The 23676-nt window shown below is 42.7% G+C and carries 22 protein-coding genes; 13 read left to right on the plus strand and 9 right to left on the minus strand.

Annotated features, from left to right (window positions below; all coding sequences use genetic code 11):
* Both SE27_RS03645 and asd read right to left on the minus strand, forming a co-directional pair.
* A partial coding sequence (locus tag SE27_RS03645) for a type IV pilus assembly protein FimV (protein WP_455549959.1) occupies positions 1 to 969 on the minus strand: 969 nt, incomplete at its 3' end.
* Positions 970 to 1111: 142 nt separating this feature from the next.
* On the minus strand, positions 1112 to 2230 hold the full coding sequence (asd, locus tag SE27_RS03650; protein ID WP_039620952.1) for an aspartate-semialdehyde dehydrogenase: 1119 nt from the start codon (positions 2228 to 2230) through the stop codon (positions 1112 to 1114).
* A 187-nt stretch (positions 2231 to 2417) separates the two neighbouring features.
* On the opposite strand from asd, the gene SE27_RS03655 reads away from it, so the two are divergent.
* Complete coding sequence (locus tag SE27_RS03655; protein WP_039620954.1) at positions 2418 to 3542, plus strand: endonuclease/exonuclease/phosphatase family protein; 1125 nt, start codon at positions 2418 to 2420, stop codon at positions 3540 to 3542.
* A gap of 357 nt (positions 3543 to 3899) precedes the next feature.
* Here the strand turns inward: SE27_RS03655 and SE27_RS03660 are convergent, their stop codons facing one another.
* The 3 genes from SE27_RS03660 to SE27_RS03670 all read right to left on the minus strand — a co-directional run bounded on the left by SE27_RS03660 (position 3900) and on the right by SE27_RS03670 (position 7987).
* Positions 3900 to 5006, minus strand: coding sequence for a glycosyltransferase family 4 protein (locus tag SE27_RS03660; RefSeq protein ID WP_039620956.1), 1107 nt, complete (start codon positions 5004 to 5006; stop codon positions 3900 to 3902).
* A gap of 36 nt (positions 5007 to 5042) precedes the next feature.
* Entirely contained in the window at positions 5043 to 5978 is a 936-nt protein-coding gene (locus tag SE27_RS03665; protein WP_039620958.1) for an LpxL/LpxP family acyltransferase, read from the minus strand.
* A 113-nt stretch (positions 5979 to 6091) separates the two neighbouring features.
* The gene (locus SE27_RS03670; RefSeq protein ID WP_039620960.1) at positions 6092 to 7987 is read right to left on the minus strand and encodes an ATP-binding cassette domain-containing protein; all 1896 of its coding nucleotides are present in this window, start codon (positions 7985 to 7987) and stop codon (positions 6092 to 6094) included.
* 33 nt (positions 7988 to 8020) lie between these two features.
* On the opposite strand from SE27_RS03670, the gene SE27_RS03675 reads away from it, so the two are divergent.
* The 12 genes from SE27_RS03675 (at position 8021) to SE27_RS03730 (ending at position 20441) form a co-directional block, all read left to right on the plus strand.
* Positions 8021 to 8266, plus strand: a complete 246-nt coding sequence (locus SE27_RS03675; RefSeq protein ID WP_039620962.1) for a SlyX family protein — start codon at positions 8021 to 8023, stop codon at positions 8264 to 8266.
* A 105-nt stretch (positions 8267 to 8371) separates the two neighbouring features.
* A complete protein-coding gene (locus SE27_RS03680) occupies positions 8372 to 9370 on the plus strand; it encodes a hypothetical protein (protein WP_039620963.1) in 999 nt (332 codons plus the stop codon).
* A 20-nt stretch (positions 9371 to 9390) separates the two neighbouring features.
* Positions 9391 to 10392, plus strand: a complete 1002-nt coding sequence (locus SE27_RS03685; protein ID WP_039620965.1) for a PIN domain-containing protein — start codon at positions 9391 to 9393, stop codon at positions 10390 to 10392.
* A gap of 123 nt (positions 10393 to 10515) precedes the next feature.
* Positions 10516 to 10965, plus strand: coding sequence for a hypothetical protein (locus SE27_RS03690; protein WP_039620967.1), 450 nt, complete (start codon positions 10516 to 10518; stop codon positions 10963 to 10965).
* Positions 10966 to 11002: 37 nt separating this feature from the next.
* Positions 11003 to 13642, plus strand: coding sequence for a type I DNA topoisomerase (topA, locus tag SE27_RS03695; RefSeq protein ID WP_039620968.1), 2640 nt, complete (start codon positions 11003 to 11005; stop codon positions 13640 to 13642).
* Positions 13643 to 13951: 309 nt separating this feature from the next.
* Positions 13952 to 14707 (plus strand): hypothetical protein, encoded by a 756-nt coding sequence (locus SE27_RS03700; RefSeq protein WP_039620970.1) that lies wholly within the window; start codon positions 13952 to 13954, stop codon positions 14705 to 14707.
* Between the two features lie 139 nt (positions 14708 to 14846).
* On the plus strand, positions 14847 to 15419 hold the full coding sequence (locus SE27_RS03705; RefSeq protein WP_039620972.1) for an HdeD family acid-resistance protein: 573 nt from the start codon (positions 14847 to 14849) through the stop codon (positions 15417 to 15419).
* Between the two features lie 88 nt (positions 15420 to 15507).
* Positions 15508 to 16650 (plus strand): glycerate kinase family protein, encoded by a 1143-nt coding sequence (locus SE27_RS03710; protein ID WP_039620974.1) that lies wholly within the window; start codon positions 15508 to 15510, stop codon positions 16648 to 16650.
* A 251-nt stretch (positions 16651 to 16901) separates the two neighbouring features.
* On the plus strand, positions 16902 to 18893 hold the full coding sequence (locus SE27_RS03715; protein ID WP_039620975.1) for an ATP-dependent helicase: 1992 nt from the start codon (positions 16902 to 16904) through the stop codon (positions 18891 to 18893).
* A gap of 97 nt (positions 18894 to 18990) precedes the next feature.
* A complete protein-coding gene (locus SE27_RS03720) occupies positions 18991 to 19293 on the plus strand; it encodes an RNA recognition motif domain-containing protein (protein WP_052251701.1) in 303 nt (100 codons plus the stop codon).
* A 260-nt stretch (positions 19294 to 19553) separates the two neighbouring features.
* Positions 19554 to 20057, plus strand: a complete 504-nt coding sequence (locus SE27_RS03725) for a DUF6586 family protein (RefSeq protein WP_039620978.1) — start codon at positions 19554 to 19556, stop codon at positions 20055 to 20057.
* A gap of 105 nt (positions 20058 to 20162) precedes the next feature.
* Complete coding sequence (locus tag SE27_RS03730) at positions 20163 to 20441, plus strand: hypothetical protein (protein ID WP_039620980.1); 279 nt, start codon at positions 20163 to 20165, stop codon at positions 20439 to 20441.
* A 66-nt stretch (positions 20442 to 20507) separates the two neighbouring features.
* Here SE27_RS03730 and SE27_RS03735 read toward each other — a convergent pair whose 3' ends face one another.
* The 4 genes from SE27_RS03735 to SE27_RS14380 form a co-directional block, all read right to left on the minus strand.
* Positions 20508 to 22226 (minus strand): cation:proton antiporter, encoded by a 1719-nt coding sequence (locus SE27_RS03735; RefSeq protein ID WP_039620981.1) that lies wholly within the window; start codon positions 22224 to 22226, stop codon positions 20508 to 20510.
* A gap of 140 nt (positions 22227 to 22366) precedes the next feature.
* Positions 22367 to 22522 carry a 50S ribosomal protein L33 gene (rpmG, locus tag SE27_RS03740; protein ID WP_001205031.1) on the minus strand — a complete coding sequence of 52 codons (156 nt, stop codon included), beginning with the start codon at positions 22520 to 22522 and terminating at the stop codon, positions 22367 to 22369.
* A gap of 12 nt (positions 22523 to 22534) precedes the next feature.
* On the minus strand, positions 22535 to 22771 hold the full coding sequence (gene rpmB, locus SE27_RS03745) for a 50S ribosomal protein L28 (RefSeq protein WP_039620984.1): 237 nt from the start codon (positions 22769 to 22771) through the stop codon (positions 22535 to 22537).
* Between the two features lie 162 nt (positions 22772 to 22933).
* A partial coding sequence (locus SE27_RS14380; protein WP_455549960.1) for an aldehyde dehydrogenase family protein occupies positions 22934 to 23676 on the minus strand: 743 nt, incomplete at its 5' end.

A 23676-nucleotide genomic window follows, 5' to 3' on the forward strand; every position in this document is an offset into this window, starting at 1 on the left:
ATTTGCCGTATTTAAATTGAGCGCTGCACCGCGGCGTAAGCGATTCATATCGCCTTGTATAAACGCATGCTGATTGTTGGCTTTAAGTTGATTCATCACCTCAGCCACAGAACGATTTTGCTCAGCAGCCACCCGTGAAGCAATGGCCCAAAGTGACTCATTGGGCTGTACCCTATGCTGAGTTATTTTGCCTTCAATATCAGAGTGTGCGGGTTGATGTTGTGTTTTATTGCTGTCGGATTTTGCTGTGGATTCTATGGCTTTATTTGTCGTTTTAGCCTGTATAGGCTTTTGTGCATTAAGTTGCGCGTACTTTTTCGCCAGTGGGTCTGCAGAAATTATAGTTGATGCCGATTGTTGTTGCGCTGAAAAGCGATTGGCTTGTTGTGAGAGATAGGTATTCACCAACGTTGCTGTAGTCATCCCACTGGTTAATGGCGCTTCAAATGACTCAAGTGGCAGCTGCTCTACTTGCACTTGATATTGCGTGCTCTCTGGTAATTGTAAGCCAATGTCTTTCTCACTGGCAATCAAGATTGGCGCTAAGACTTTTTCATTGCCCACTGTACGTGGCTGTGCGGGTTTGTTGTTACGGGTTAATGAGGTTTTAACATGCTGTAAGCGCGTGGTATTACCTTGTTTCACTTTCACAATCACATTTAATTCTGCTTGCGTCAGTGGACGTGAAGAGGTAATGGTGATTACGCCATTACCTGCATTATCATGGCGTGTAAAGAAGTTAAGATGGCCGGGAGGTTGATGCACCGCACCTAAGGTCATGACATCTTCTGCGCTGGCCAAGCCGGCTTCAATTTTAGTATTGGGATCCGCTTGGCGAAAATTCATTTCAGCATACAATAATTCCCCAGGTGCAGACTGAATTTGAATCGGATCAATAGTAATCGCATGAATATTCTGCGAAGCAATAATGGCTAAAATGGCAATCTTTAATTTGTTATATGCGGTCATCTTAATCTTTAGCTCAGTTTTTGTATCGCATCGCGAATGTTGTAGATTGGCGAGGTATGGAAGAGTGGTAAAATATTAACATAAAATATACATAAAAAAACCGATCAAGTGTGACCGGTTTTCCCATTTTGAAGCTTTATTTTTAACTATTTTTGTACTCAATCAAAATACGTAGCATACGACGCAAAGGTTCTGCTGCGCCCCACAACAATTGATCACCAACGGTGAATGCACCGAGGTATTCTTTACCCATATTCAGTTTGCGTAAACGTCCTACAGGAACAGCGAGTGTGCCCGTGACCGCCACAGGCGTTAGATCGGTCATTGACGCTTCACGGCTGTTGGGGATGACTTTTGCCCAAGGATTTGATTGACGAATCATGTCTTCAATTTCATCCAGTGGCACATCTTTTTTCAATTTCAAGGTTAAGGCTTGAGAGTGACAGCGCATAGCACCAATCCGCACACAGTGACCATCAATCGGCACAATTTGCTGATTGCCTAAAATTTTATTGGTTTCAACTTGCGCTTTCCATTCTTCTTTGGACTGACCGTTATCGAGTTGTTTGTCGATATACGGAATCAGTGAACCGGCCAATGGCACACCAAAGTTAGCCGATGGAAAACCTTCGCCACGTTGTAAATCTGCAATTTTAGCGTCAATCTCTAAAATAGGTGAACGCGGATCATCCAGTAATTCTTTGGTATTATTATATAAATAACCCATACCGGAGATGAGTTCGCGCATATTTTGCGCGCCGGCACCCGAAGCCGCTTGATAGGTCATCGAGGTTGCCCATTCCACCAAATTATTTTGGAATAGACCGCCTAAACCCATCAGCATCAGTGAAACGGTACAGTTACCACCGACAAACGTTTTACCGCCATTCACTAAACCATCTTTAATCACGTGCATATTCACCGGATCAAGCACGATAATCGCGTCATCATCCATACGCAAGGTAGAGGCTGCATCAATCCAATAGCCCTGCCAGTTGGCTGCTTTTAATTTGGGATAAACTTCAGCGGTATAATCACCCCCTTGACAGGTAATAATGACATCCATGTGCATCAGACGATCAATGTCTGTTGCATCCATAAGTGCTGGGGCAGTTTTACCACCAAACGCTGGAGCTTCACCGCCAGCATTACTGGTTGAAAAGTAGAATGGCTCGAAATGAGCGAAATCATTCTCTTCAACCATACGTTGCATAAGGACAGAACCAACCATCCCGCGCCAACCGACCAGACCTACTTTCATGTCACTTGCCTCGGTGCGTAAAAAAATAAAAAGGGGCTTGAGTGTATCAAAAGCGACCACAACTGCAAGGCCTACACAATGAAAACATCAATATTATTGAGCGGAATATCTTGTTTATGTTACATACAGAATTGATAAAGTTATTTCATTATAGAAAAAACTAAAAGATACAAAAGAGTACAGCGATATGATATGGGTAGAGATACTGGCAGGGGTCGTGATTTGGCTGACGTTTTGGTCGCTCATTCCGCGTGATGAATGGTGGTTTCGCGGTGCTGACTTTCCACGACTGCAAATTTTAGTCTTGGGATTAATAGCGTTTGGCTTATTGCTGTTTTGGGATCAGCCTTGGGATACTGCCCGTGAAATTATTTGTATTACCCTGATTGCTGCGCTGGCCTATCAACTCAAAATGGTATTGCCCTATACGTTTATGTGGAAAAAACAGGTCAAGCAAGTCAAAAGCAATCAGCTGAATCCACAGCAGCAAATTTCGGTGATTGTTTCTAATGTGTTAACTCCCAATCAGCACTATCAACGCTTAATTGCACAGATTGAAAAACATCAACCGGACTTGGTACTGACGTTAGAGACCGATCAAGCTTGGCAAAAAGCGCTCGCTGTGATTGAAAAAGATTATCCTTATCGCGTCGCTGTACCGCTCGATAACCTGTACGGCATGCATTTGTATAGTCGTTTAGAATTAAAAGACACAGAAGTTAAATTTATTTTAAGTGATGAAATCCCCTCGATTCATACCACAGTCATTCTGCGCTCTGGTCAGCCTGTGCAATTGTATTGCTTACATCCGAAACCACCCAGTCCAACCGAAGCCAAAGACTCTAAACTACGTGATGCAGAATTATTGATTGTTGGCGATCAAATTAAAGATTTAGATGAAAGCTGTATTGTGATGGGCGATTTAAATGATGTGGCGTGGTCACGCACCACACGCCTATTTCAACGCATTAGTGGCTTGTTAGACCCACGGGTAGGGCGGCGTTACGTCAATACCTTCCATGCCGATTACCCGTTACTGCGCTGGTCGTTAGATCACGTGTTTCACAGTACCGATTTTGCTTTGGTGGCGATGCAGCGCTTACCGCACATTGGTTCCGATCATTTTCCCATTTATGTGGTTTTGCAAACCGGACGGGTTTTTGAACAGGTTCAGCAGGAGCTTGAACAAAGCGCTGCCGATGAACAAGAGGCACAGCAGACCATTGAAGAAGGCATTAAAAAAGCCGAGCAAGAAGAGAAGATTGTGACAGATGAGTTGGCGCAAGACTATAAAAATGGCAGTAACTCCTGATCAGCCTTCCTCATCAAAATGCCTCATTGTGCTTGGCAAAAATGTGGCTCGGAGCAAACAGTGATTTCACTGGCGTCGCTTGAGTATTTTGTCTGGTTTGGCTTCATTTCAGTAGCATGGGCAAAGGTAAGGGTAATGCAAAAAATCAATCCAAAGCTCTGTACTGAAATCCTTGTTATGCAGGGGATACGGTAATGCAGCGTCATCCACGGATAAAAGCATTTTTACAGCGCAGTGGATTCGCCCAAGCCTTGTAAAATGCACAGCTTGGGCGTTGTTTTTAAATGAAGGTGAGTGCTTAAATTTTGGGTTTAGATCATAAAATTTATTATGTTCGGTTCATAAAAAAGTATGCATTTAAGCTTGATCTACGACCTTTTTATATAAATTTAGGGTCTGATCGCACATTTCTTGCAGACTAAATTGAGTCACAGCGGCAACGGCTTGAGGGTGATCAATATGCTGTTGAACGCTATTGATTAAACCAGTTAGATCATCGACCTCGACCAGTCCTTGTGGATAAAGTCGCGATAGAATTTCAGCGACGCCGCCTCGCTTCCAGCCCGTTACTGGCGTACCGACGGATAAGGCTTCTAAGGCCGTGCGACCAAAAGTTTCAGCCTGACTGGACAGGGACAGCACCAAATCACTAAAAGCCAACCATTCCCGCATATCTGAGCGATGTCCGACAAAGGTAATTTTATCGCGTAGGCCTGCGGTTTGAATATTGCGTTCTAATTCTTCTAAATAGGCCTGTTTTTTTGCATCTGCACCGCCAACCACCACCGCATGCACATGGGGATAGTGTTGTTGTAATTGTTGCATCAATTCAATTAAGGTTTCATGGCCTTTTAAGCGCGTGATGCGTCCCGGTAAACACAGTAAAAATTGATTTTCCAATTGTGGGAAATCTTTAAAGGTTTGATTAATCCACAAGGCGGAGGGTTGATAACCATGTGGGAATTCTTGCGCTGAAATACCGCGATAAATCCGCACAATATTTTCAGGCGCGCAGTTTTTATAATGCGCGGTAATGTACTCCACCACACTGTCAGACACAGCGATGACTTTTTCCGCCTGCGTCATAATCGCGCTATAACGATTGATCGAATAAAAACCATGCACGGTTGAAATCAGATGTGGACGCTGCTGTGCAGGTAAGCCTTTTAATGCAAAATGCAGCAGCCATGCTGGCACGCGTGAACGAACATGCACAATATCTGGTTGCTGCTGTTGAATCAATTGACGTAGCGGACGGATTTGCCACAGACTGGCTAAAGATTTTTTATGAATCGCCAAAGACACATGCTGTGAACCTTCGGCCTGAAGTTGTGCCACCAAACGTCCGCCATTGGACACCACCACAGATTGATGACCCTCCTGAATCAGCGCCCGTGCAATTTCTAATGTGCCACGTTCCACACCACCACTGTTTAACTCAGGAAGAAGTTGCATAACTTTCATGACGATTCTCTTTAATGATTATAAGGCATGGTTTATTTAGTAAATTTCGTCATAGCCATCAGGGCGAGTCTTAAAGCGGCGATGAAACCACATATATTGCGTCGGCGCGATGCGCAGTTGATTTTCAATAATTTTATTGACTAAAATGGCATCATCTAGTTCGCTGTCACTGGGAATGCTGGCCACGATAGGCTCAATCAGCACCTGATAACGCGGATCTTTAATATCACCGGTTCGATAAAAATAGAGTGGTACCGCCACTGCTTTGGCCATTTTTAATAAACGGCGATGTGCGGTAACAGTGGCTGCAGGTACACCAAAAAACGGCGCCATGATGCCTTGTTTTAAACCAAAATCTTGATCGGGACTATACCAGATGGCTTGACCCTCTTTCAGACTACGGATTAAACCACGCATGTCGTCATGGTCAATTTGCTGGGTGTAAATGGTGGCGCGGCAGCGATAAATCAGCATATCCAGTAGTGGATTATTTTGTGGACGATACACCACACCCAGAGTGAGATATTGACTACATAAATAGCCGCCGGCATCAAGTAAGGTCGAGTGTGTGCCTAAAAGCAAGACACCTTGTCCATTTTCTTGTGCCTGCTTGAGATGTTCTAAGCCCTGAATAGCCATACGGTTTTTAAACCATTGTGGGCAGTACCATGCATTGAGTGTTTCAAAAATGCCCAGCATTTGATCCACAAAAACCTGTCGCGCATTTTCTTGACGTTGTTCAGAGCTCCATTCTGGAAAACACACCTCTAAATTACGTAGCGTGGTTTTACGCCGTGATTTAAGTTGTTTAAATGCAAGATTGCCTAAAAAACGGGCTAAACGGTATTGAATCGCCCACGGTAAAATCGCCAAAAGCATCAGTAAAACAATCCCCATCCAAATACCCCAATATTGGGGCAATATAAAAGACCATTGAAATTCACCGGCTTGATATTTGGTTTTTTTACGCATTCTGAATACAAATGACTTGGAATTGAAGATGGCTGCAGTGTAGCACGAAGATATTTATGAAATAAAAAGGCACCTATAGATTTTTCTATAGATGCCTTGTTGAAGCAGATGAATTAATTGCCTTTCGACATGTTCTCTAATTCATCCCAACGTTCCAATTTTTCAAGTAACTGAGCATCAATTTCAGCTAAACGTGCAGACGTTTTTGCCGCAGCATCAGCATCTGATACAAACAAAGCACCATCTGCTAGTTTTTCATTGAGCATTGCTTGCTCAGTTTCCAAGGCTTCCATTTCAGCCGGCAATTGCTCTAAAGCACGCTGATCTTTGTAGCTCAGTTTAACTTTTTTCGGCACTGCCGCTTCAGCTTTGGCCAAGGCTTTTTTCACATCACTTTTTTGACCCACCGCCGTTTGATCTGGGCGTTGTTCTAAATAGTCTTGATAACCACCGACGTATTCATCGATATGACCTTTACCATCAAATACCCAAGTCGAGGTCACCACGTTGTCCATAAAGGCACGGTCATGTGAGATCAGTAGTAATGTACCGGTATATCCACCGAGCATTTCTTCAAGCAACTCTAACGTCACCATATCCAAGTCATTGGTCGGCTCATCCATCACAATTAAGTTCGATGGTTTAAGCAGCAATTTTGCCAATAAAATACGGTTACGTTCACCACCGGATAACGCTTTTACTGGGGTGCGCGCACGTTCTGGCGAGAATAAGAAATCTTGTAAATAACTATAAATATGACGACGGCCGCCGTTATATTCAACAAAGTCTGCGCCTTCAGCAATATTGTCTTTCACTGATTTTTCTAAATCTAGTGCATTACGCAATTGGTCAAAGTAGGCCACTTCAAGCTGAGTACCAGTTTTGACGGTGCCGCCATGTTCAAGTTCACCGAGAATGGCTTTGATCAGGGTGGTTTTGCCGACACCGTTGTCACCGACTAAACCAATACGATCACCGCGTAACACCAATGCAGAGAAGTTCTTGATAATCGGTTCTTGGTTGTCAAAAGCGACGCTTAAGTTTTCAATATCAAAGACCAATTTACCCGAGCGATTGGCATCTTGGGTGGCCATGCTGACTTTGCCTTGTTGCGAGCGACGCGCTTTAGATTCTTCACGTAAATCTTTCAGTGCACGCACACGACCTTCATTACGGGTACGACGTGCTTTAATGCCTTGGCGAATCCAGACTTCTTCATCGGCCAATTTTTTATCAAACAACGCATTTTGCTTTTCTTCGGCTTCCATTTGCTGCGCTTTAAGATCGAGGTAACGGCTATAGTTACCATCGTAGCTGCGCAAGGTGCCACGATCGAGTTCGACAATACGCGTAGCAATACTATCGACAAATGAACGGTCATGCGAAATAAACAGTAGCGTTAAGTTGTTTTGGTCGAGGAGGAATTTCTCTAACCATTCAATACTTTCAACATCTAAATGGTTGGTGGGCTCATCGAGCAGTAAGACGTCAGGTTGCGTCAGTAACGCACGTGCTAGTAAAACGCGGCGCTTACGACCACCAGATAAATCGGCTAAATCAGCATCTGGGTCAAGGCCCATCTTGCTTAAGATTGAGTTCACTTTGGTTTCAAGCGCCCAACCATCGACTTGGTCAAGTTTGTGTTGCAGCTCACCCATGCGGTCACAGGCGTCCATATCGCCCAGTACACAAGCATCGCTGGCTTCATGATACGCGCGCAGCACAGTTGCCGCTTCACCGGCACCATCGGCCACAATATCAGCCACTTTGCCGGAATCCATCGGTACATCTTGTGCCAACATGGAAATGGTGATGCCATTTTGTATTGAAACTTCACCACGATCCGGCAGTAAACTTCCCTCAATGAGTTTAAGTAAAGTAGACTTACCTTCACCGTTACGGCCAATCAAACACACTCGTTCGCCGCGTTCTAAATTAAAGTGCGCACCGTCGAGCAGGGAGGGTCCGCCAAATGCAAGTTGGACATCCCTTAACGTAATATAGGCCATACTGTTTCCTGAAATCCAAAATGAGGACTTAAAATGACTAAACAAAAAAATCTTAATGATCAGGCGTCATTTTCCGCACCCATAGAAGATTTGCAAGTGCGAATTACATTTTTAGATGATTTAGTTGAACAATTAAATCAACAAGTCACTCATCAAAATGCAGAAATCACTGATTTAAAAAGACAAATGCAGTTTTTATATCAGCGTATGGAGTCTTCAGATTTATCGGATGGGATTGCCACTTTTGACCCCTTTACCAATCGCCCACCGCATTATTAAGCAATTTTGACTGATTTAAGTGTTATTTTGCTGAATTAATTTGACCTTTGCAGCCAAGCTCGTTCTAATGCGGGCTTAAAGTTTGCTAAATTGTCTATTGCGCTTATGCCCAGCACCGTCGTTCTTGTCGATCTTGAAAATAATATGCCCAGCGCCGTTTGGTTGCGTAGCATCGTTCAACATTATGCTGTGATCTACTTGTTTAATTGCCAAGGAAAGTTTGAATATTCACTTGAAGATTTAACGGAATTGTCCACGTGGATCAGCAGTGGGCAGGTCATGGTGCTAGAAACAGCCGAAGTGCAACAAAAAGAATTTGAATATGCAGTGGTGGTGGGGCAACTCTTGGCCTTGTTAGATGCCGATACTCAGGTTGAACTGATCTCTGCTATGCCAACCCGCCATATTTTGCTGGACATGATGCGATCCTCAGATATTGATTGCCAGCTTATTCATATTCAAACGGAACCCAGCGCCTTCAATTCCAAATATAAAATTCCCAGCCTGCAGAGTATTCAAGAAAAACCCGAGTTAGGTTTGATCAAAAAATACTGCGATGCCGTGGGTAAAATGAAAGGCAAACCGAACAGTATTGAGAAATTAAAAAACTCCTTAAGTAATATTTTGCAAGTCGATACTGCGCAAGCACAGCAATTGATTGGCTTATTGATCAATCTAAAATTGGTCAAAGCGAATGATCCGCACATTCACTTTCGCAAAAAATTATTAAAAGGCTGGATCGCGCTCGATTTAGAGGCAAATTCTGCTACATCCAGCACTCTTCAGAGGCAATCGATTGCTGCTGAATCCGCACTACAATCTTCAGCGCAACAAGGCGCACATGCGGTAGATAATCTGCAAAGTGCGCAACACGAATTATTTAAGAACTTCGCTAAAATTGATCCCGTACAAGTGATTGTTGCGCGTAAATTACGCGAATTAAAAGACAATAAACCGCAAGATATTTATGCGCTACGTGATTTACTCGAGCAATTATTTCCAAAATCCGATGTGCGATTACTGCTTAAAGAGTTGATTGAAAAAGGATATATCTACTGGAATGGCAGTGAAGTATTATACAGTCACGAAATGTTCTTGAATTAATTTGTGATGTTTGGGGTATCATGAAAAAAATATTATTATTAGATATAGAAAATTCACATAAAACAGAAAATGAATTATTCCAGTTGCTTACAAATTATGCATTTGTATATCTAGTTTATGCTAAATCACCTATGACTTTGAGTCTTGATGGGTTACAGAATCTTGCAGATTTTATTAGCAAAAAAAAATTAGTCCTTATAAAAATGCCTAAAACGGGACCAGATGCTGCAGATTTTGGTCTAGCCTTTTTAGCAGGACAATTATCTATTCAAATGGATAAAATAGATACAGAATTTGATGTTATGTCAAACGACAAAAAATTTGAATATATTGTAGATTTACTTAAAATAATGGGTTTTAAAGCACAGCAAGTTAAACGTAAAAATGTTTCTAATAATGAGAATAAGTTAGACGTAATTAATAGTGATTTGCAAAAACCGGAATATAAGCATCTATTAACTGCACTTCAATTATTACTAAAAAACCAACCTAAGCAATTTAATTCGTTAAATAACGCGTTGAAATCTTGGATGAAAAATAGTGATGTAAATATAAATAAAATTATTGAATTGTTGAAAAAACATCAGTTTATTCAAATTGAAAATCAAAATATCAGTTATGAACTTGCTCGTATGAAGCAAGTACTATCGGTTCAAGCGAATGCGACAATAAAAACTTTAGTTGTGCAGTTACCAACTGTAGAGGAAATTCAGCAAAAACCTCATTTACAAAGAATAAAGCAATATTGTGATTATTTGATCAAAATTCAAAAAGGAAGACCAGCTAAAGTCGAGAGTTTAATGAACTCAATTCAATCCATTTTACGATTAGATCGAGAGCCATTCCTTCAAGATTTTCTAAATATATTAATCAAACAGAAAATAGTATTTAAGTTAGATAATCAAGTGACTTATAACGATTTACTAATCAAGGCTTGGTCAAATATTGATATTCTTTGTCTAGTTAAGTCTGAGAATGTAATTAATGTACTTGAATCGCCAAATTCAGAAATCACATCATGATATGAACAAAAAATAGATAAATAAGTTTATTTATTTAATCCTGCAATTATTAATTTATATAGTGGTACTTGCGTTTTATATTCAGCTTATGCAACTCTAATAAAGGAATAAAAAGGTTGTACTATGGAAAATACTGGAATTTGGGTTACAGTCATCATTGTGGTTTTTGTGCTGGGCTCAATTTTTGGGCTACGTATTAGCCCCAGAGAAAAAGCTTTAGGTATCATGCGTGATAAAGCACGAAAAATGGCTTTGCATCCACGCTTAGTTGCTGCTCCCGATTGGACTAAAATTCCAATGGCAACAGAAAATCGTGCCAGCATGGTGGCGTATTACAGTATTTTAATTCCAGATGCTCGACTTGCATTAATGCGCGCACGTGTTGAAGATAATCAGCTCAAAGTCGTACAAGGCGATGATAAGTTTAACGCTTTGCCCATTGTATTAAAGGGCATTTATGCTATTGATATGCAAGCAAACTGTGTAGGAGTCTATTGGGAAGAAGAATCTGATCTTCGTGCCACACAGTTGGATGACATCAAAGCTTACTTACATACTTTGGCTGAACTTTAATTTATATCCCTAATTTGAACAGGAATGACGGTTGACTATGGCGAACGCTCCTCGGTCCACATCTAAAAGCACCACAGCAAAATCACCGAGTGCTGCGAAAAAACGTGCCTTAGTGATTGTGGAGTCGCCTGCAAAAGCGAAAACAATCAATAAATATCTTGGCCCAGACTATATTGTTAAATCATCGGTCGGGCATGTCCGTGATCTACCGACAGGTGCATCTAAAACCACAGAAAAAAAACCAGTTTCACGCGCCAAACTCAGCGATGATCAAAAAGCTGAAAAATCACAGCTGGCGCTGGTCAATCGTATGGGGGTCGATCCTGAACACGATTGGAAAGCACATTATGAAGTGCTGCCGGGCAAAGAACATGTGGTTGCTGAGCTACAAAAATTAGCCTCACAAGTCGATGAAATCTACCTCGCAACGGATATGGACCGTGAAGGGGAAGCGATTGCTTGGCATTTAAAAGAAGTGATTGGCGGTGATGAATCACGTTATCAACGTGTGGTGTTTAACGAAATCACTAAAAATGCCATTCAAGAGGCCTTTAAACAGCCGGCACGCTTAGATATTGATAAAGTCAATGCACAGCAAGCGCGTCGCTTCTTAGATCGCATCGTGGGCTTTATGATTTCGCCGTTATTGTGGGAGAAAATTGCCCGTGGTTTATCGGCAGGTCGGGTGCAATCGGTTGCGACCAAACTGGTGGTGGAGCGTGAACGTGAAATTCGCGCTTTTATTCCAGAAGAATATTGGCAAGTGTTTGCCGATACGCAATCTGCCAGCGACGACATTCGTTTAGAAGCGGTAAAACAAGGTGGCAAGACCTTAAAATTGCAGAATAAAGCGCAAACCGATGCTTTATTAAAAATTCTCAAAGATGCCGAATATAAAGTCTCAGTACGTGAAGATAAGCCAACCAAGGTCAATCCAAGCGCACCATATATCACCTCGACTTTACAACAAGCGGCCAGCACGCGTTTAGGTTTTTCGGTTAAGAAAACCATGACTATGGCACAGCGCTTGTATGAGGCAGGTTTTATTACCTACATGCGTACCGACTCGATCTTCTTAAGTGATGATGCGGTCAGTATGGTGCGTGGGCATATTGAGTCGGAGTTTGGGGCAAAATATTTGCCGGCGAAGCCGAATAAATATGGCAACAAAGCCGGTGCTCAAGAAGCGCATGAAGCGATTCGTCCCTCCAATGTGGCTTTAAAGGGCGACAGTTTGGTCGGTGTCGATCGGGATGCACAGCGCTTATATGATCTCATTTGGCGTCAGTTTGTGGCCTGTCAAATGACGTCAGCTGAATATTTATCTTCAACGATTTTGGTCGATGCCAATGGGGTCGAGCTGAAAGCCAAAGGTCGCACCTTGGTATTTGATGGCTTTACTCGGGTACGCGGTGTCAACAAAGCCGATGACGATATCTTGCTGCCAGCAGTAAAAGTCGGTGAAGTGCTGAAACTTCAGCAGTTAGATCCATCACAACATTTTACCAAACCGCCGGCACGTTTTACCGAAGCCTCACTGGTGAAAGAATTAGAGAAAAAAGGCATTGGCCGTCCGTCGACTTATGCGGCCATCATTTCTACCATTCAAGATCGTGGTTATGTGAAGTTGGATAATCGTCGTCTGTTTGCTGAAAAAATGGGTGAGATCGTCACCGATCGTCTGGATGAAAATTTTAGCAACTTGATGAATTACGCCTTTACTGCCGACTTAGAAGGTCAACTTGATAAAGTGGCCATGGGCGAGCGCAATTGGAAAGAGTTGTTAGATAATTTCTATGGCGACTTTAAGCAACGCTTAAGCAGCGCACAAAGTGAAAACGGCATGCGCCGTAATTTACCGGTTGAAGTTGAAACCGTACACTGTCCTGAATGTGAACGTCCGATGCAAATTCGTACTGGCACAACAGGGGTATTCTTGGGTTGTTCAGGCTATAACCTGCCACCTAAAGAGCGCTGTAAAGGGACGTTAAATTTAACACCAGTTGAGTCGCTGGCGGCTTTTTCCGATGATGATGCCGCTGAAACTGCTGATTTGATGGCGAAAAAACGCTGTCCGATTTGCGAAACAGCCATGGACAGTTATGTGATTGATGGTCATCGCAAATTACATATTTGTGGTAATAATCCAGATTGTGCCGGTTTTGAGCTTGAAGAAGGTGAGTTCAAAATTAAAGGTTATGATGGTCCGACCATTCCATGTGATAAATGTGATGGTGAAATGCAGTTGAAAACGGGCCGTTTCGGGCCGTATTTTGCCTGTGGCAGTTGTGATAATACGCGTAAAATGTTGAAGAGTGGTCAGCCTGCACCTCCTCGCGTTGATCCAATTAAAATGGAACATTTACGCTCGGTAAAACACGATGATTTCTTTGTACTACGGGATGGCGCGGCCGGTTTATTCTTGGCTGCAAGTAAGTTCCCGAAGGTACGTGAAACACGAGCACCGAAAGTGGCTGAACTGCGTAGTGTGGCCGAGCAATTAGATCCGAAGTATCAATTTATTCTAAACGCACCGGATGTTGATCCTGAAGGTAATCCGACACTGGTTAAATTTAGTCGTAAAAACCAAGTGCAGTATATTGGTTCTGAAAATGCTGAAGGTAAACAGACCAAATGGAGTCTGCAGTATCAAGATGGCAAATGGGTTGAAGCTTAAGGATTAAAAGATTTTAAAATGCTGACTTCGGTCGGCATTTTTTATTTCACCTTGAACAATATGAGTAAAAAATTGTATAGGTCAAAGCCATACAGCATGGTACATAACAAAAGAATCGGTTTTATAGCCGTTCTGCGCCATACAGAATAAAAATGCGCTTTGCTGTATTTTTGTCTGCGTAGCATGTGAGTTGCTTTGTAACGATTCAAAAGTGTTAAAGACGGCGCTGCGCTATGGTTCATATCCGTCAGACTCAGACAGAGATAATCTGCATGGGCTTCAAAATAATCAATTGCTTGAGTTGAAATAATGTGGAAAAAGATTCGAATTCTGATTTTATTGATCATCTTATTGATGGTGGCCGTAAATGCTTGGCGTGATCAAAATCAGGATTGGAATAAACCCATTATTGTTTTGTTGCATGCGGTGAATGCCGATGGACAAGCTGCAACACAGCAGTATATTCAAACACTGCGTGCGACAGAATTGCGCGATGCGCAAGATTATTTAAAAACCATGTCGGGGCAATATCGCCGTCCAATTGTGGTGTATTTCCAAATCGGGCGTGAGTTAAAACAATTGCCGCCGAAAGTGCCGGAACAGGCCGGAATGCTAAACACCATAGTGTGGAGTTTAAAGTTCCGTTTTTATGCATGGCAGCAGCATCAAGCGCTTGATGGCGCACCCAGTGTGACGCTATATTTAAATTATTATGATCCCAAGCAGGCGAGACAATTAAAACACTCGACGGCCTTAGAAAATGGCCGTATTGGTTCGGTGAATTTATTTGCTTCAGCACAACAGGCGGCACAAAATAAAATTGTACTGGTGCATGAGCTGTTACATGCTTTTGGCGCCACCGATAAATATAATTTAGCCAATGGACAGCCCCTGTATCCGATGGGCTATGCCGATCCGCAGCAGCAGCCTTTATTTCCCCAAGCTAAAGCGGAATTAATGGCGGGTCACATTCCTTTATCGGCAAGTCAAAGTAAGATGCCAGATTCTTTGGCACAAACTATGATCAATCCAATCACGGCCCTAGAGTTGGGCTGGACCAAATAGTGTCTGTAATCTCATTAATTGAACTGATTTTCTGTATATTCAGAGATTGATGTAAGAAAGGATGCAGATCGATAACAGACTTTTGCGCTGAATTATTATAAAAATAAGGCTATGACTTTAGATAAGATTCGAAAAAAATATGAAAACAGTGGGAAATGATTTGCTGCGCCATCAATTGCATGAAAATCGCAAATGGTATTTGGCTTTAGGGATTGTACTGACCTTGTTCGGTATTGTGTTGCTCGGCGCTTTACCGTTTGCCACCTTGTCGGTGGTTTTGCTGTTTGGTGTGTTAATGATGCTGGGTGGTGTGGTGCATTTTATCGCCGCATTTAAAATTTTTGATGGGGGCTTTCGCCTGTTGTGGGCTTTATTTGGTCTGCTTTATTTGGCTGCCGGTTACTATGCTTTTACCACTCCGATTAAAGCCGCCATTGTGCTGACCCAATTGTTGGCGATTATCTTAATCATTGCCGGAATCGTGCGGATTTTAAATGCCGTGATTTTTCATCGCCTACAAGGGTGGGGCTGGACTTTATTGTCCGGTATTTTAACCTTGGCCACAGGGGTAATTATCTTAATGTCACCGGATGCGCCATTTTGGGTCTTGGGCTTATTCTTGGCGATCGATATTCTTTTTCAAGGTATTAATTATCTAACCTTGGCCTCTTATATTAAAACAGAAGTGCCGCCCAGTTCAGCCGATGTTTAAGCTGATCTATTCATACTAAGAGCGCGCCGTGCGCTCTTTTTTTGCGCTATTGTTTCATCATCAGTACGGTTTGAGCAAGGAATTAACCATGAGCAAAACCTTTGTCTTGGCTTCAGATTCGTTTAAAGAAAGTATGACTGCAAAACAGGCCTGCCAAGCCATGCAGCGCGGTATTCAAAGTGTTTTTAAGGATGCGCTATTTATCCACGTCCCGATGGCTGATGGGGGCGAAGGAACGGTGGATGCCTTAATTGCCAGTACACAAGGTCAAAGAGTAGCGTGTAAGGTGACGGGGCCATTGCGCGATCAACAGGTAGAGACTTACTTTGGCTTAATTGATGATGGTCAAACGGCGGTGATTGAAATGGCCAAGGCCAATGGTCTTCATCTGCTGCCCGCTGCGCAGCGTAATCCTATGTTGACCAGTAGCTTTGGCACGGGAGAGATGATTAAAGCAGCACTGGATTTAGGTGTTCGGAAGATTATTATCGGACTGGGCGGAAGTGTCACCAATGATGGCGGTGCGGGCATGGCACAGGCTTTGGGTGCGCAATTTTTGGCAGTAAATCAGAGGCCAATTGCAGTCAATGGTGGGCAGTTACATCTCATTCACCACATAGATTTATCGGCTTTAGATGCGCGTTTACAGCAGGTGAAAATAATTATTGCCAGTGATGTCAGCAATCCTTTGTGCGGTGAAAATGGGGCATCGTATGTGTTTGCTGCCCAAAAAGGTGCAACGCCAGCTATGCTTGCAATATTGGACCATAATCTCAGCCATTTTGCAGATTTGGTGGAGCATACTTTGGCGCTGCATAAACGCTATCTTGCCGGAAGTGGTGCCGCAGGTGGACTGGGCTTTGGTTTAATGGCCTTTACCGGCGCCACGCTGCGCTCTGGGGTGGAGTTGGTGATTGAATCGACGCAACTGGCTGCAAAAATTGCACAGGCCGATTATGTCTTTACCGGTGAAGGCAGTATCGACTTTCAAACCCAGTTTGGTAAAACGCCGTTTGGTGTGGCACAAGTGGCCAAGCGATTGAATAAACCAGTGATTGCCTGTGCCGGTCATATTGGTCAGGAGATAGAAGAACTTTATGATAAAGGCTTTACAGCAATTTTTGGCATCGTAGAGGGTGCAGTTGATCTAGACACTGCATTTGCACATGCCGAGCAAAATTTGCAAAGAACCTGTGAAAATATTGCCCGCATTTTGCTGCGCTGGTCCTGAACTTAAAAGTTAAGCATCGGACGTAGGTGTGAGTTTTTATTTGGCCAGCTTATTAGAGAAAAACCCAATTCAACTGATTCACACTCAAGCGTAGAATTTTTGAATGGAACTGCCGCTATGTATGATTTGTCCGCGCTACTTTTTAATTCAGCCTGTAGTTAAAACTACGCCGCTGGCGGCTATGAGGGGATGATCAGCTTTTATCGCTCAGCTCTGTTAAAATAAGCATTCCAGCCATTTGATGAGATGTTATGAGTTTAGCCAGCTTAATTGATGAATTAAATCCCCAACAAAAGCAAGCAGCAACCACTGCATCTCAGCATAGTTTGGTGCTGGCAGGCGCAGGTTGTGGTAAAACCAAAACCATTGTGGCACGTGCCGCCTATTTAATTGATCAAGGCGTGCCTGCCAATCAAATCCAAATTTTAACTTTTACGCGCCGTTCTGCCAGCGAAATTGTAGCACGTGTGGAATTGGCACTCGGGGATCAGGCCAAAGGGCTACGCGCCTCAACTTTTCATACCTTTTGTATGTATTTGCTGCGCCGTATTCCCAACGCTTTTGGCTTAGAACAGTTCTCTATCATTGATCGTGATGATCAGTTGATGATGTTTCGCCTCATTCGCGGTAAAGATGATAAAAAAAATCCCAATGCGTTGCCAAAATCGAAACAGCTGTGTGACTTATATTCTTTTGCGCGCAATACGCGGCAAAAACTTAGTCTGGCTTTGGAAAAGCAAATGCCGGAGTTTTTAGAATATAAAGATCAAATTGCTGACATCATGCGGCAGTATGAAACGCGTAAACAGGCACGTACTTTTCTAGATTATGATGATATTTTGGCCGTGGTAGCTTCGGCATTGGCACAATCTGCGGGGCTGGTCGACTATGTTTCATCGCTGTGCCAACATCTGCTGGTCGATGAAATGCAAGACACCAATCCATTGCAGTGGGCCTTGCTTGAACCGTTAAAAGACAAAACTCATTTATTCTGTGTTGGCGATGATGCGCAATCTATTTATGGTTTTCGCGGTGCAGATTTTGAAAATATTCACCACTTTAAACAGCGTGTACCCAATGCAGAAATTTTTAAATTAGAAAAAAATTATCGTTCTACACAACAAATTTTGGATTTATCCAACTGGTTGCTGGATCAGAGCGCGATCCAATATGACAAGCATTTAGAGGCTTATCGCGGCGATGGCGTGACACCACGGCTGCATATTTTTCCCAATGAATTTGATGAAGCCAAATGGATTGCCATCGACATCAAAGAGCGGCACTTTTTACACAGCGCGCCGTGGCATGAACATATGGTGTTGGTGCGTTCTGGTTTCGCTGCACGGCATATTGAGGCGGCCTTTATTCAAGCCAATGTGCCTTATCGCTTTATTGGCGGCATGAAGTTGTTGGAAACTGCGCATGTCAAAGACTTGTTAAGCTTACTGCGCGTGATTGCCAATCCTTTGGATGATATTGCATGGATGCGTTTTTTAACCTTGTGGAACGGCGTAGGCGATGTCAGTGCCAGTAAATTGGCGCAGCAGTTATTGCTTGAATCTGAGCATGAGCAGATTTTTGAAAAATTAGAAAAATTTGGCCGTATTCCACACAATACCTTACTGATGATGAAACAAATGCTGGTGCTCAAAGATCAAGTACAGGCCTGTGTGACGCTGGGCATTGATGCATTGACCGAGCAATTGGCAGAAAATTATGCCAAAAAAGATTGGTCAAAGCGGCTGGGTGATTTTGATTTGGTTCAGCAGTTGGCAGCCAAGCATGATCAGCTGAGTGAATTTTTAGAGGAATATGTGCTTGATCCCGTCTCCATCAGTGAAATTGAGCGGCAGTCACAGCAGGATGTGGTTACGCTGATCACCATTCACTCCGCCAAAGGAACGGAACAGAAAGTCTGTTATGTCGCCAATGTCACCGCAGGACAATATCCGCATGCACGTGCACAAGGCGACTTTGATGAAGTAGAAGAAGAGCGCCGTGTGTTATATGTGGCGTTAACGCGGGCACAAAATGAATTAATTCTCACCAAACAAAACTTGAATTTATGGGGGCAAAATCAGGTCGATGATCAGGGCCGCGTGATTGAGAGTTATTTTTTAAATGATTTAACCCGTAATTTGTGTATCAGTGAAACCCATTACAAAGCCCGACAGCAAACGGTGAAAAGCGCTTTAATTGAACGACAGTCGATTAATTTAGATTTTGGCATTGATCTCGATTAAACTATCCCAATTGCGTTATATTATTTTTTATTGCAAAGTTCAAAAAGTGAAGTAGGCGAGTACTTTTTGGTAATTTTGCCTATTTTAAGGTTGTTAGATGAAAATTTTAGTTCGTAGTTTAGAACGTACAGTAACAGAAGCTGAATTATTGAAGCTATTTCAAGATTTCGGCACCGTTGAATCGTGTAAGTTGGTACTCGATCCGACAACAGGAAAATCTAAAGGTTTTGCTTTTGTTGAAATGCCGCATGGCCGTGAAGCGGTTAAAGCCATTAAAGGCCTCAATACTTTACGTCTACATGGTCATGGGATTCGGGTTAAACAGGCAGAAGATAAACCTGAAGATAAACCCGAGGACAAACCGAAAGAGAAGTCTAAAGAGAAGTCTGCAAGAAAATAAAGCATAAAAGGAGCATTGGCTCCTTTTTTTAGATCTGTTGAAAATAAAAAGCAGCAAAAGGTTATAGCACTAGATACGCTCAACAACCGTGCCTGACTTTATGATGGGAGAAAATGGCTTAAACTGCTGTAAAGACTTCACTTTGCCAGTAACTCTGATCTGAATTAAAAACACAATGTGCATCATTTTTATTGTGAATCGATCAGAAAAAAGTTTAATCTTAAATCTGCTCACTCACGCCTAAATTTAGGAATACCGCTATGTCCCGTGTTGCTCGTTTTCATGCTGATCGTACCAATCAAAAATTGTATTTTGCTCGTCTTTCTTGTCAGCAGTCGGAACAAACTGAGCATATTCAACAAGCGCAAGCACATCGTGAAGCAGCAGTTTTTCATCTTCAAGGTGCAGTATTGGCTTTTTTACAAGAATTAGTGCGCTATTATCGTTTGAATGCACCGATGCCAACGCTGAAGTTAATTGAAGAAAAGATGGCTGAAAAAGGTCAGGTTTCACCAGAAGTCACCGTCATGCAGCAATTGGCCACAGTGGGTTTTATTGCTGAATTGCAACGCGCCTATCGCATGTGCCAATATACGCCAGAGCCGAGTGCGCCAGAGCCTGAAAATGAGACTTCTTCCAATTTAATTATTAAGGTGACGCAAAGCACGCAAGCGTGGTTACCGGACAGTAAGATTTTACGCGAATGGCAGTACGAGCTGAGCCAACTGATTGATGGTTTTCGCAATGAGATGGTGGAATTTTAATCTTTTTCATTTGCTCTTGAAGTTTTGCACATTGGCCCTATATTAAGTAGTCAACCCATTGCAAAGTGCAACAGCCTTTGCCACCATGGTGAACATGGAGCATCTATGTCTATAGAACAATTGAAAGAATTATTTGGCAACCAAGAAGCGATCCTCGAGTTGGTTCAGCTTGAAGGGGGCGAGTTGGCACTGCGTAATGCTGGCTCTGAAAAAGAACCCTTGGTTAAAATTCAGTTTAACGATGAAGTAATGAAGTTACTGGGTGATGAAATGCCAGTGATTGCTCAACATATGGTGCAAGCCGCTTTGTTTGCCATTATGGAAAAACAAGTTAATGAATTACAAGCAGAAATAGTGGATGAGCAACCGCAGTATTTTAGTTGAACATCCAGCATTACGCGCTGTGCTTAAAAAAAACGCATCATTTGATGCGTTTTTTTGGCTTTTAAATTAATGGGTTGGCGTGTGTTGATGCGCAATTTGAATTTGATTGAGAATATGATTGCTCATATTTTTGGCCATTTCTGTTTTGGCAAAATACACCTCACCAAGATGATCACTGCGAATCCGTTCAGCTTGTTCATTGCTTTCAGCGCAGACCAAGACCTGAATTTGTGGATTAAGCGTTTTGGCAATATCTACAATTTTATGAATATCCAAAAGATCCATCGGAGAGAGCACGAGCAGCCGTGCATGTTGAATGTGCGCTTGAATCAGTACACCTGCTTCGGTGGCATGACCCGATACCGCCGCAATACCTTTGGCGCGTAAATCTTCCACAATTTCACGATTTTCTTCAGCAATCACCACTTTAATGCCTTGTTGCATCAGTGTCTGGGTAATATGTCGACCGACTTCACCGTGACCAACAATCACCACCTGATCGCGTAAATAATCTTGTGAAACTTCATCGGGTAACATCGCCAGCGGATCGCCACTACGTTCTAATAAACGAGCCAAATGTGAACGGTCACGAATCCATTGCTGAATCGGTTCAACCGCTGCAAAAATAAATGAATTCAGGGTGATGGAGATCAGTGCGCCGGCTAAAATGAGATTTTGACCTTCTATCGATAGCAGCTGTAAGGACACACCTAAGGTGGCTAAAATAAAAGAAAATTCGCCAATTTGTGCCAAGCTTGCACCGACTGTTAAGGCGGTGTTAATCGGATAGCGAAAGAACAATACCAAAGCCATGGCGGCAATGGTTTTACCAATTAAGATAATTCCGACCACAGCCAGTACATGTAACGGCTGTTGAATTAGAATCAGTGGATCAAACAGCATGCCAACAGAAACAAAGAATAAAATTGAAAAAATTTCACGTAACGGTAAGGTTTCTTCTTCTGCACGATGACTAAAATCTGATTCTTTCACCACCATACCGGCAAAAAATGCGCCCAGTGCCATCGAGACACCAAAAATCTTGTATGCACCAAAAGCAATGGAGACCGCAGCGGCCACTACAGTTAGGGTGAATAATTCACGAGAACCCAGTCGTGCCACCATATGCATAATAAATGGCACCAAGCGCTTACCAATAATCAGCATAAAGGCAATAAAGCCGATTACTTTGAGTAACGTCATAACCAACGTCAGCCAAATATTGGCTTCAGGGTCTGAACCTGCAATGGGTGTGCCGCCCAGTAATACGGCCGTTGCAGGCAGTAACACCAACACCAACACCATCACCAAATCTTCAACCAGTAACCAACCCACGGCAATTTTACCGTTTACGGAGTTGAGTAAACCGCGATCCCCTAAGGCTTTGAGTAACACCACAGTGCTGGCACAAGACAAACTTAAGCCAAAAATCAGTGCAGAACCAAAACTCCAGTCCCACATCATCGACACGCCCATTCCGAGTAACGTGGCAACTGTGATTTGCAAAATCGCGCCTGGTACAGCAATACGTCTGACTTGCACTAAATCATTTAAAGAAAAATGCATGCCGACGCCAAACATTAAGAACATGACGCCCAGTTCAGCCAGTTGATTGGCCAGATGAATATCACCGACAATGCCCGGAGTGTTGGGGCTAATAATGATACCGGCAATCAGATAACCGATAAGGGGAGGAAAGCGCAAACGCGCGGCGATATAGCCAAAAATAAGTGCCAATCCAAAACCGACGGCTAATAATATAATAAGATCTACGTCATGAGGCACTAAAAACTCCTTAAGCTTCGTTAAGGGTAAAACAAAAAAGTACCAGCAGTACCCAAAGGTTGTATAAAGTTTATCAAGTCACATAAAAAAGATGTAAAAAAAACGACCCGTAGAGGTCGTTTTTTTTTAAGAAGCTAAAATTATTTAATTTTAGCTTCTTTAAAGATAACGTGTTGACGGATTTTTGGATCAAATTTTTTGATTTCCATTTTTTCCGGCATAGTACGTTTGTTCTTAGTCGTGGTATAGAAATATCCTGTACCTGCTGAAGAAACTAGACGAATTTTATCACGCATGGTTCAGACTCCTTAGATCTTTTGACCTTGAGCACGAAGGTCAGCAAGAACCTTTTCGATACCCAATTTGTCGATAATACGCATACCGTTAGTAGTTAGACGAAGACGCACAAAACGCTTTTCGCTTTCTACCCAGAAACGGTGGTGATGCAGGTTCGGCTCGAACCGGCGTTTGGTTTTGTTATTGGCGTGCGAGACGTTGTTGCCAACGACTGGACGCTTGCCGGTAACTTGGCAAACCTTAGACATGGTGAACTCCATTGCTAGACAGCATCAATTGTGCGAATAGCCATTAAAAGTAAACGGATGAAATCATTCAAGGGGCGTTTTATACCAAAAATGCGCTTAAAAGACAAGCGAAATTGATAAAAACTCGGCATGAGTCCGTACAATAGCTCATGCCTTGATCAGTTAGCGAAGAAGGAGCTTCGAAATCAATTTATGAATCGGTTTGTTAAATGGTGGGAGAATGAATTTTAAGCTATACAGCTTAGGATTCGACATCACCGACCGTTCATGCGATAAACTGAAAAAACCTTCTGGGCCATGATATTTACCCATACCCGAAGCACCGACCCCACCAAACGGTAAGTCATCTTGTGCCACATGGGTCAATACCGTATTTTGCCCGAAATGCCCTGAATGGGTACGTTGCGCGACATAATCGGCGCGCGCTTGGTCAAAGTCGAAATAGTATAATGCAAGTGGACGTGGACGGCTATTAATAAAGTCAATAACATCATCAATTTGATCATATTCTAAAATAGGCAGAATTGGACCAAAGATTTCTTCCTGCATAATCTTCATGTTAGGCGTTACACCGGTCAATACCGTCGGCGCAATTTTTCGCACGCCAGTTAAATCTTCATTGTTTGGATTTAACGCAATAACTTCAGCACCTTGAATGACTGCATCCTCTAAATAACCTTGCAAACGATTGTATTGCTGATCATTAATAATTGAGGTGTAATCTTGATTGTAGGCCAGATCGGGGTACATCTCTTGAACACACAGGCGATAGTGTTCGATGAACGCTGCAGTTTTACCTTTAGGCAAGAATACATAGTCCGGTGCCACACAGGTTTGACCGGCATTCCATAATTTACCTGCCGCTAGACGCTGTGCCACATCTTCTAAATCAATAGAGGGATGCA

The sequence above is a fragment of the Acinetobacter harbinensis genome, from assembly GCF_000816495.1.
Taxonomy (GTDB): domain Bacteria; phylum Pseudomonadota; class Gammaproteobacteria; order Pseudomonadales; family Moraxellaceae; genus Acinetobacter; species Acinetobacter harbinensis.

Excerpts from the sequence above, each read along its gene's own strand:
- asd (WP_039620952.1), bottom strand. The coding sequence starts at position 2,230 with ATGAAAGTAGGTCTGGTCGGTTGGCGCGGGATGGTTGGTTCTGTCCTT.
- SE27_RS03655 (WP_039620954.1), top strand. The coding sequence starts at position 2,418 with ATGATATGGGTAGAGATACTGGCAGGGGTCGTGATTTGGCTGACGTTT.
- SE27_RS03660 (WP_039620956.1), bottom strand. The coding sequence starts at position 5,006 with ATGAAAGTTATGCAACTTCTTCCTGAGTTAAACAGTGGTGGTGTGGAA.
- SE27_RS03665 (WP_039620958.1), bottom strand. The coding sequence starts at position 5,978 with ATGCGTAAAAAAACCAAATATCAAGCCGGTGAATTTCAATGGTCTTTT.
- SE27_RS03670 (WP_039620960.1), bottom strand. The coding sequence starts at position 7,987 with ATGGCCTATATTACGTTAAGGGATGTCCAACTTGCATTTGGCGGACCC.
- SE27_RS03675 (WP_039620962.1), top strand. The coding sequence starts at position 8,021 with ATGACTAAACAAAAAAATCTTAATGATCAGGCGTCATTTTCCGCACCC.
- SE27_RS03680 (WP_039620963.1), top strand. The coding sequence starts at position 8,372 with ATGCCCAGCACCGTCGTTCTTGTCGATCTTGAAAATAATATGCCCAGC.
- SE27_RS03685 (WP_039620965.1), top strand. The coding sequence starts at position 9,391 with ATGAAAAAAATATTATTATTAGATATAGAAAATTCACATAAAACAGAA.
- SE27_RS03690 (WP_039620967.1), top strand. The coding sequence starts at position 10,516 with ATGGAAAATACTGGAATTTGGGTTACAGTCATCATTGTGGTTTTTGTG.
- topA (WP_039620968.1), top strand. The coding sequence starts at position 11,003 with ATGGCGAACGCTCCTCGGTCCACATCTAAAAGCACCACAGCAAAATCA.
- SE27_RS03700 (WP_039620970.1), top strand. The coding sequence starts at position 13,952 with ATGTGGAAAAAGATTCGAATTCTGATTTTATTGATCATCTTATTGATG.
- SE27_RS03705 (WP_039620972.1), top strand. The coding sequence starts at position 14,847 with ATGAAAACAGTGGGAAATGATTTGCTGCGCCATCAATTGCATGAAAAT.
- SE27_RS03710 (WP_039620974.1), top strand. The coding sequence starts at position 15,508 with ATGAGCAAAACCTTTGTCTTGGCTTCAGATTCGTTTAAAGAAAGTATG.
- SE27_RS03715 (WP_039620975.1), top strand. The coding sequence starts at position 16,902 with ATGAGTTTAGCCAGCTTAATTGATGAATTAAATCCCCAACAAAAGCAA.
- SE27_RS03720 (WP_052251701.1), top strand. The coding sequence starts at position 18,991 with ATGAAAATTTTAGTTCGTAGTTTAGAACGTACAGTAACAGAAGCTGAA.
- SE27_RS03725 (WP_039620978.1), top strand. The coding sequence starts at position 19,554 with ATGTCCCGTGTTGCTCGTTTTCATGCTGATCGTACCAATCAAAAATTG.
- SE27_RS03730 (WP_039620980.1), top strand. The coding sequence starts at position 20,163 with ATGTCTATAGAACAATTGAAAGAATTATTTGGCAACCAAGAAGCGATC.
- rpmG (WP_001205031.1), bottom strand. The coding sequence starts at position 22,522 with ATGCGTGATAAAATTCGTCTAGTTTCTTCAGCAGGTACAGGATATTTC.
- rpmB (WP_039620984.1), bottom strand. The coding sequence starts at position 22,771 with ATGTCTAAGGTTTGCCAAGTTACCGGCAAGCGTCCAGTCGTTGGCAAC.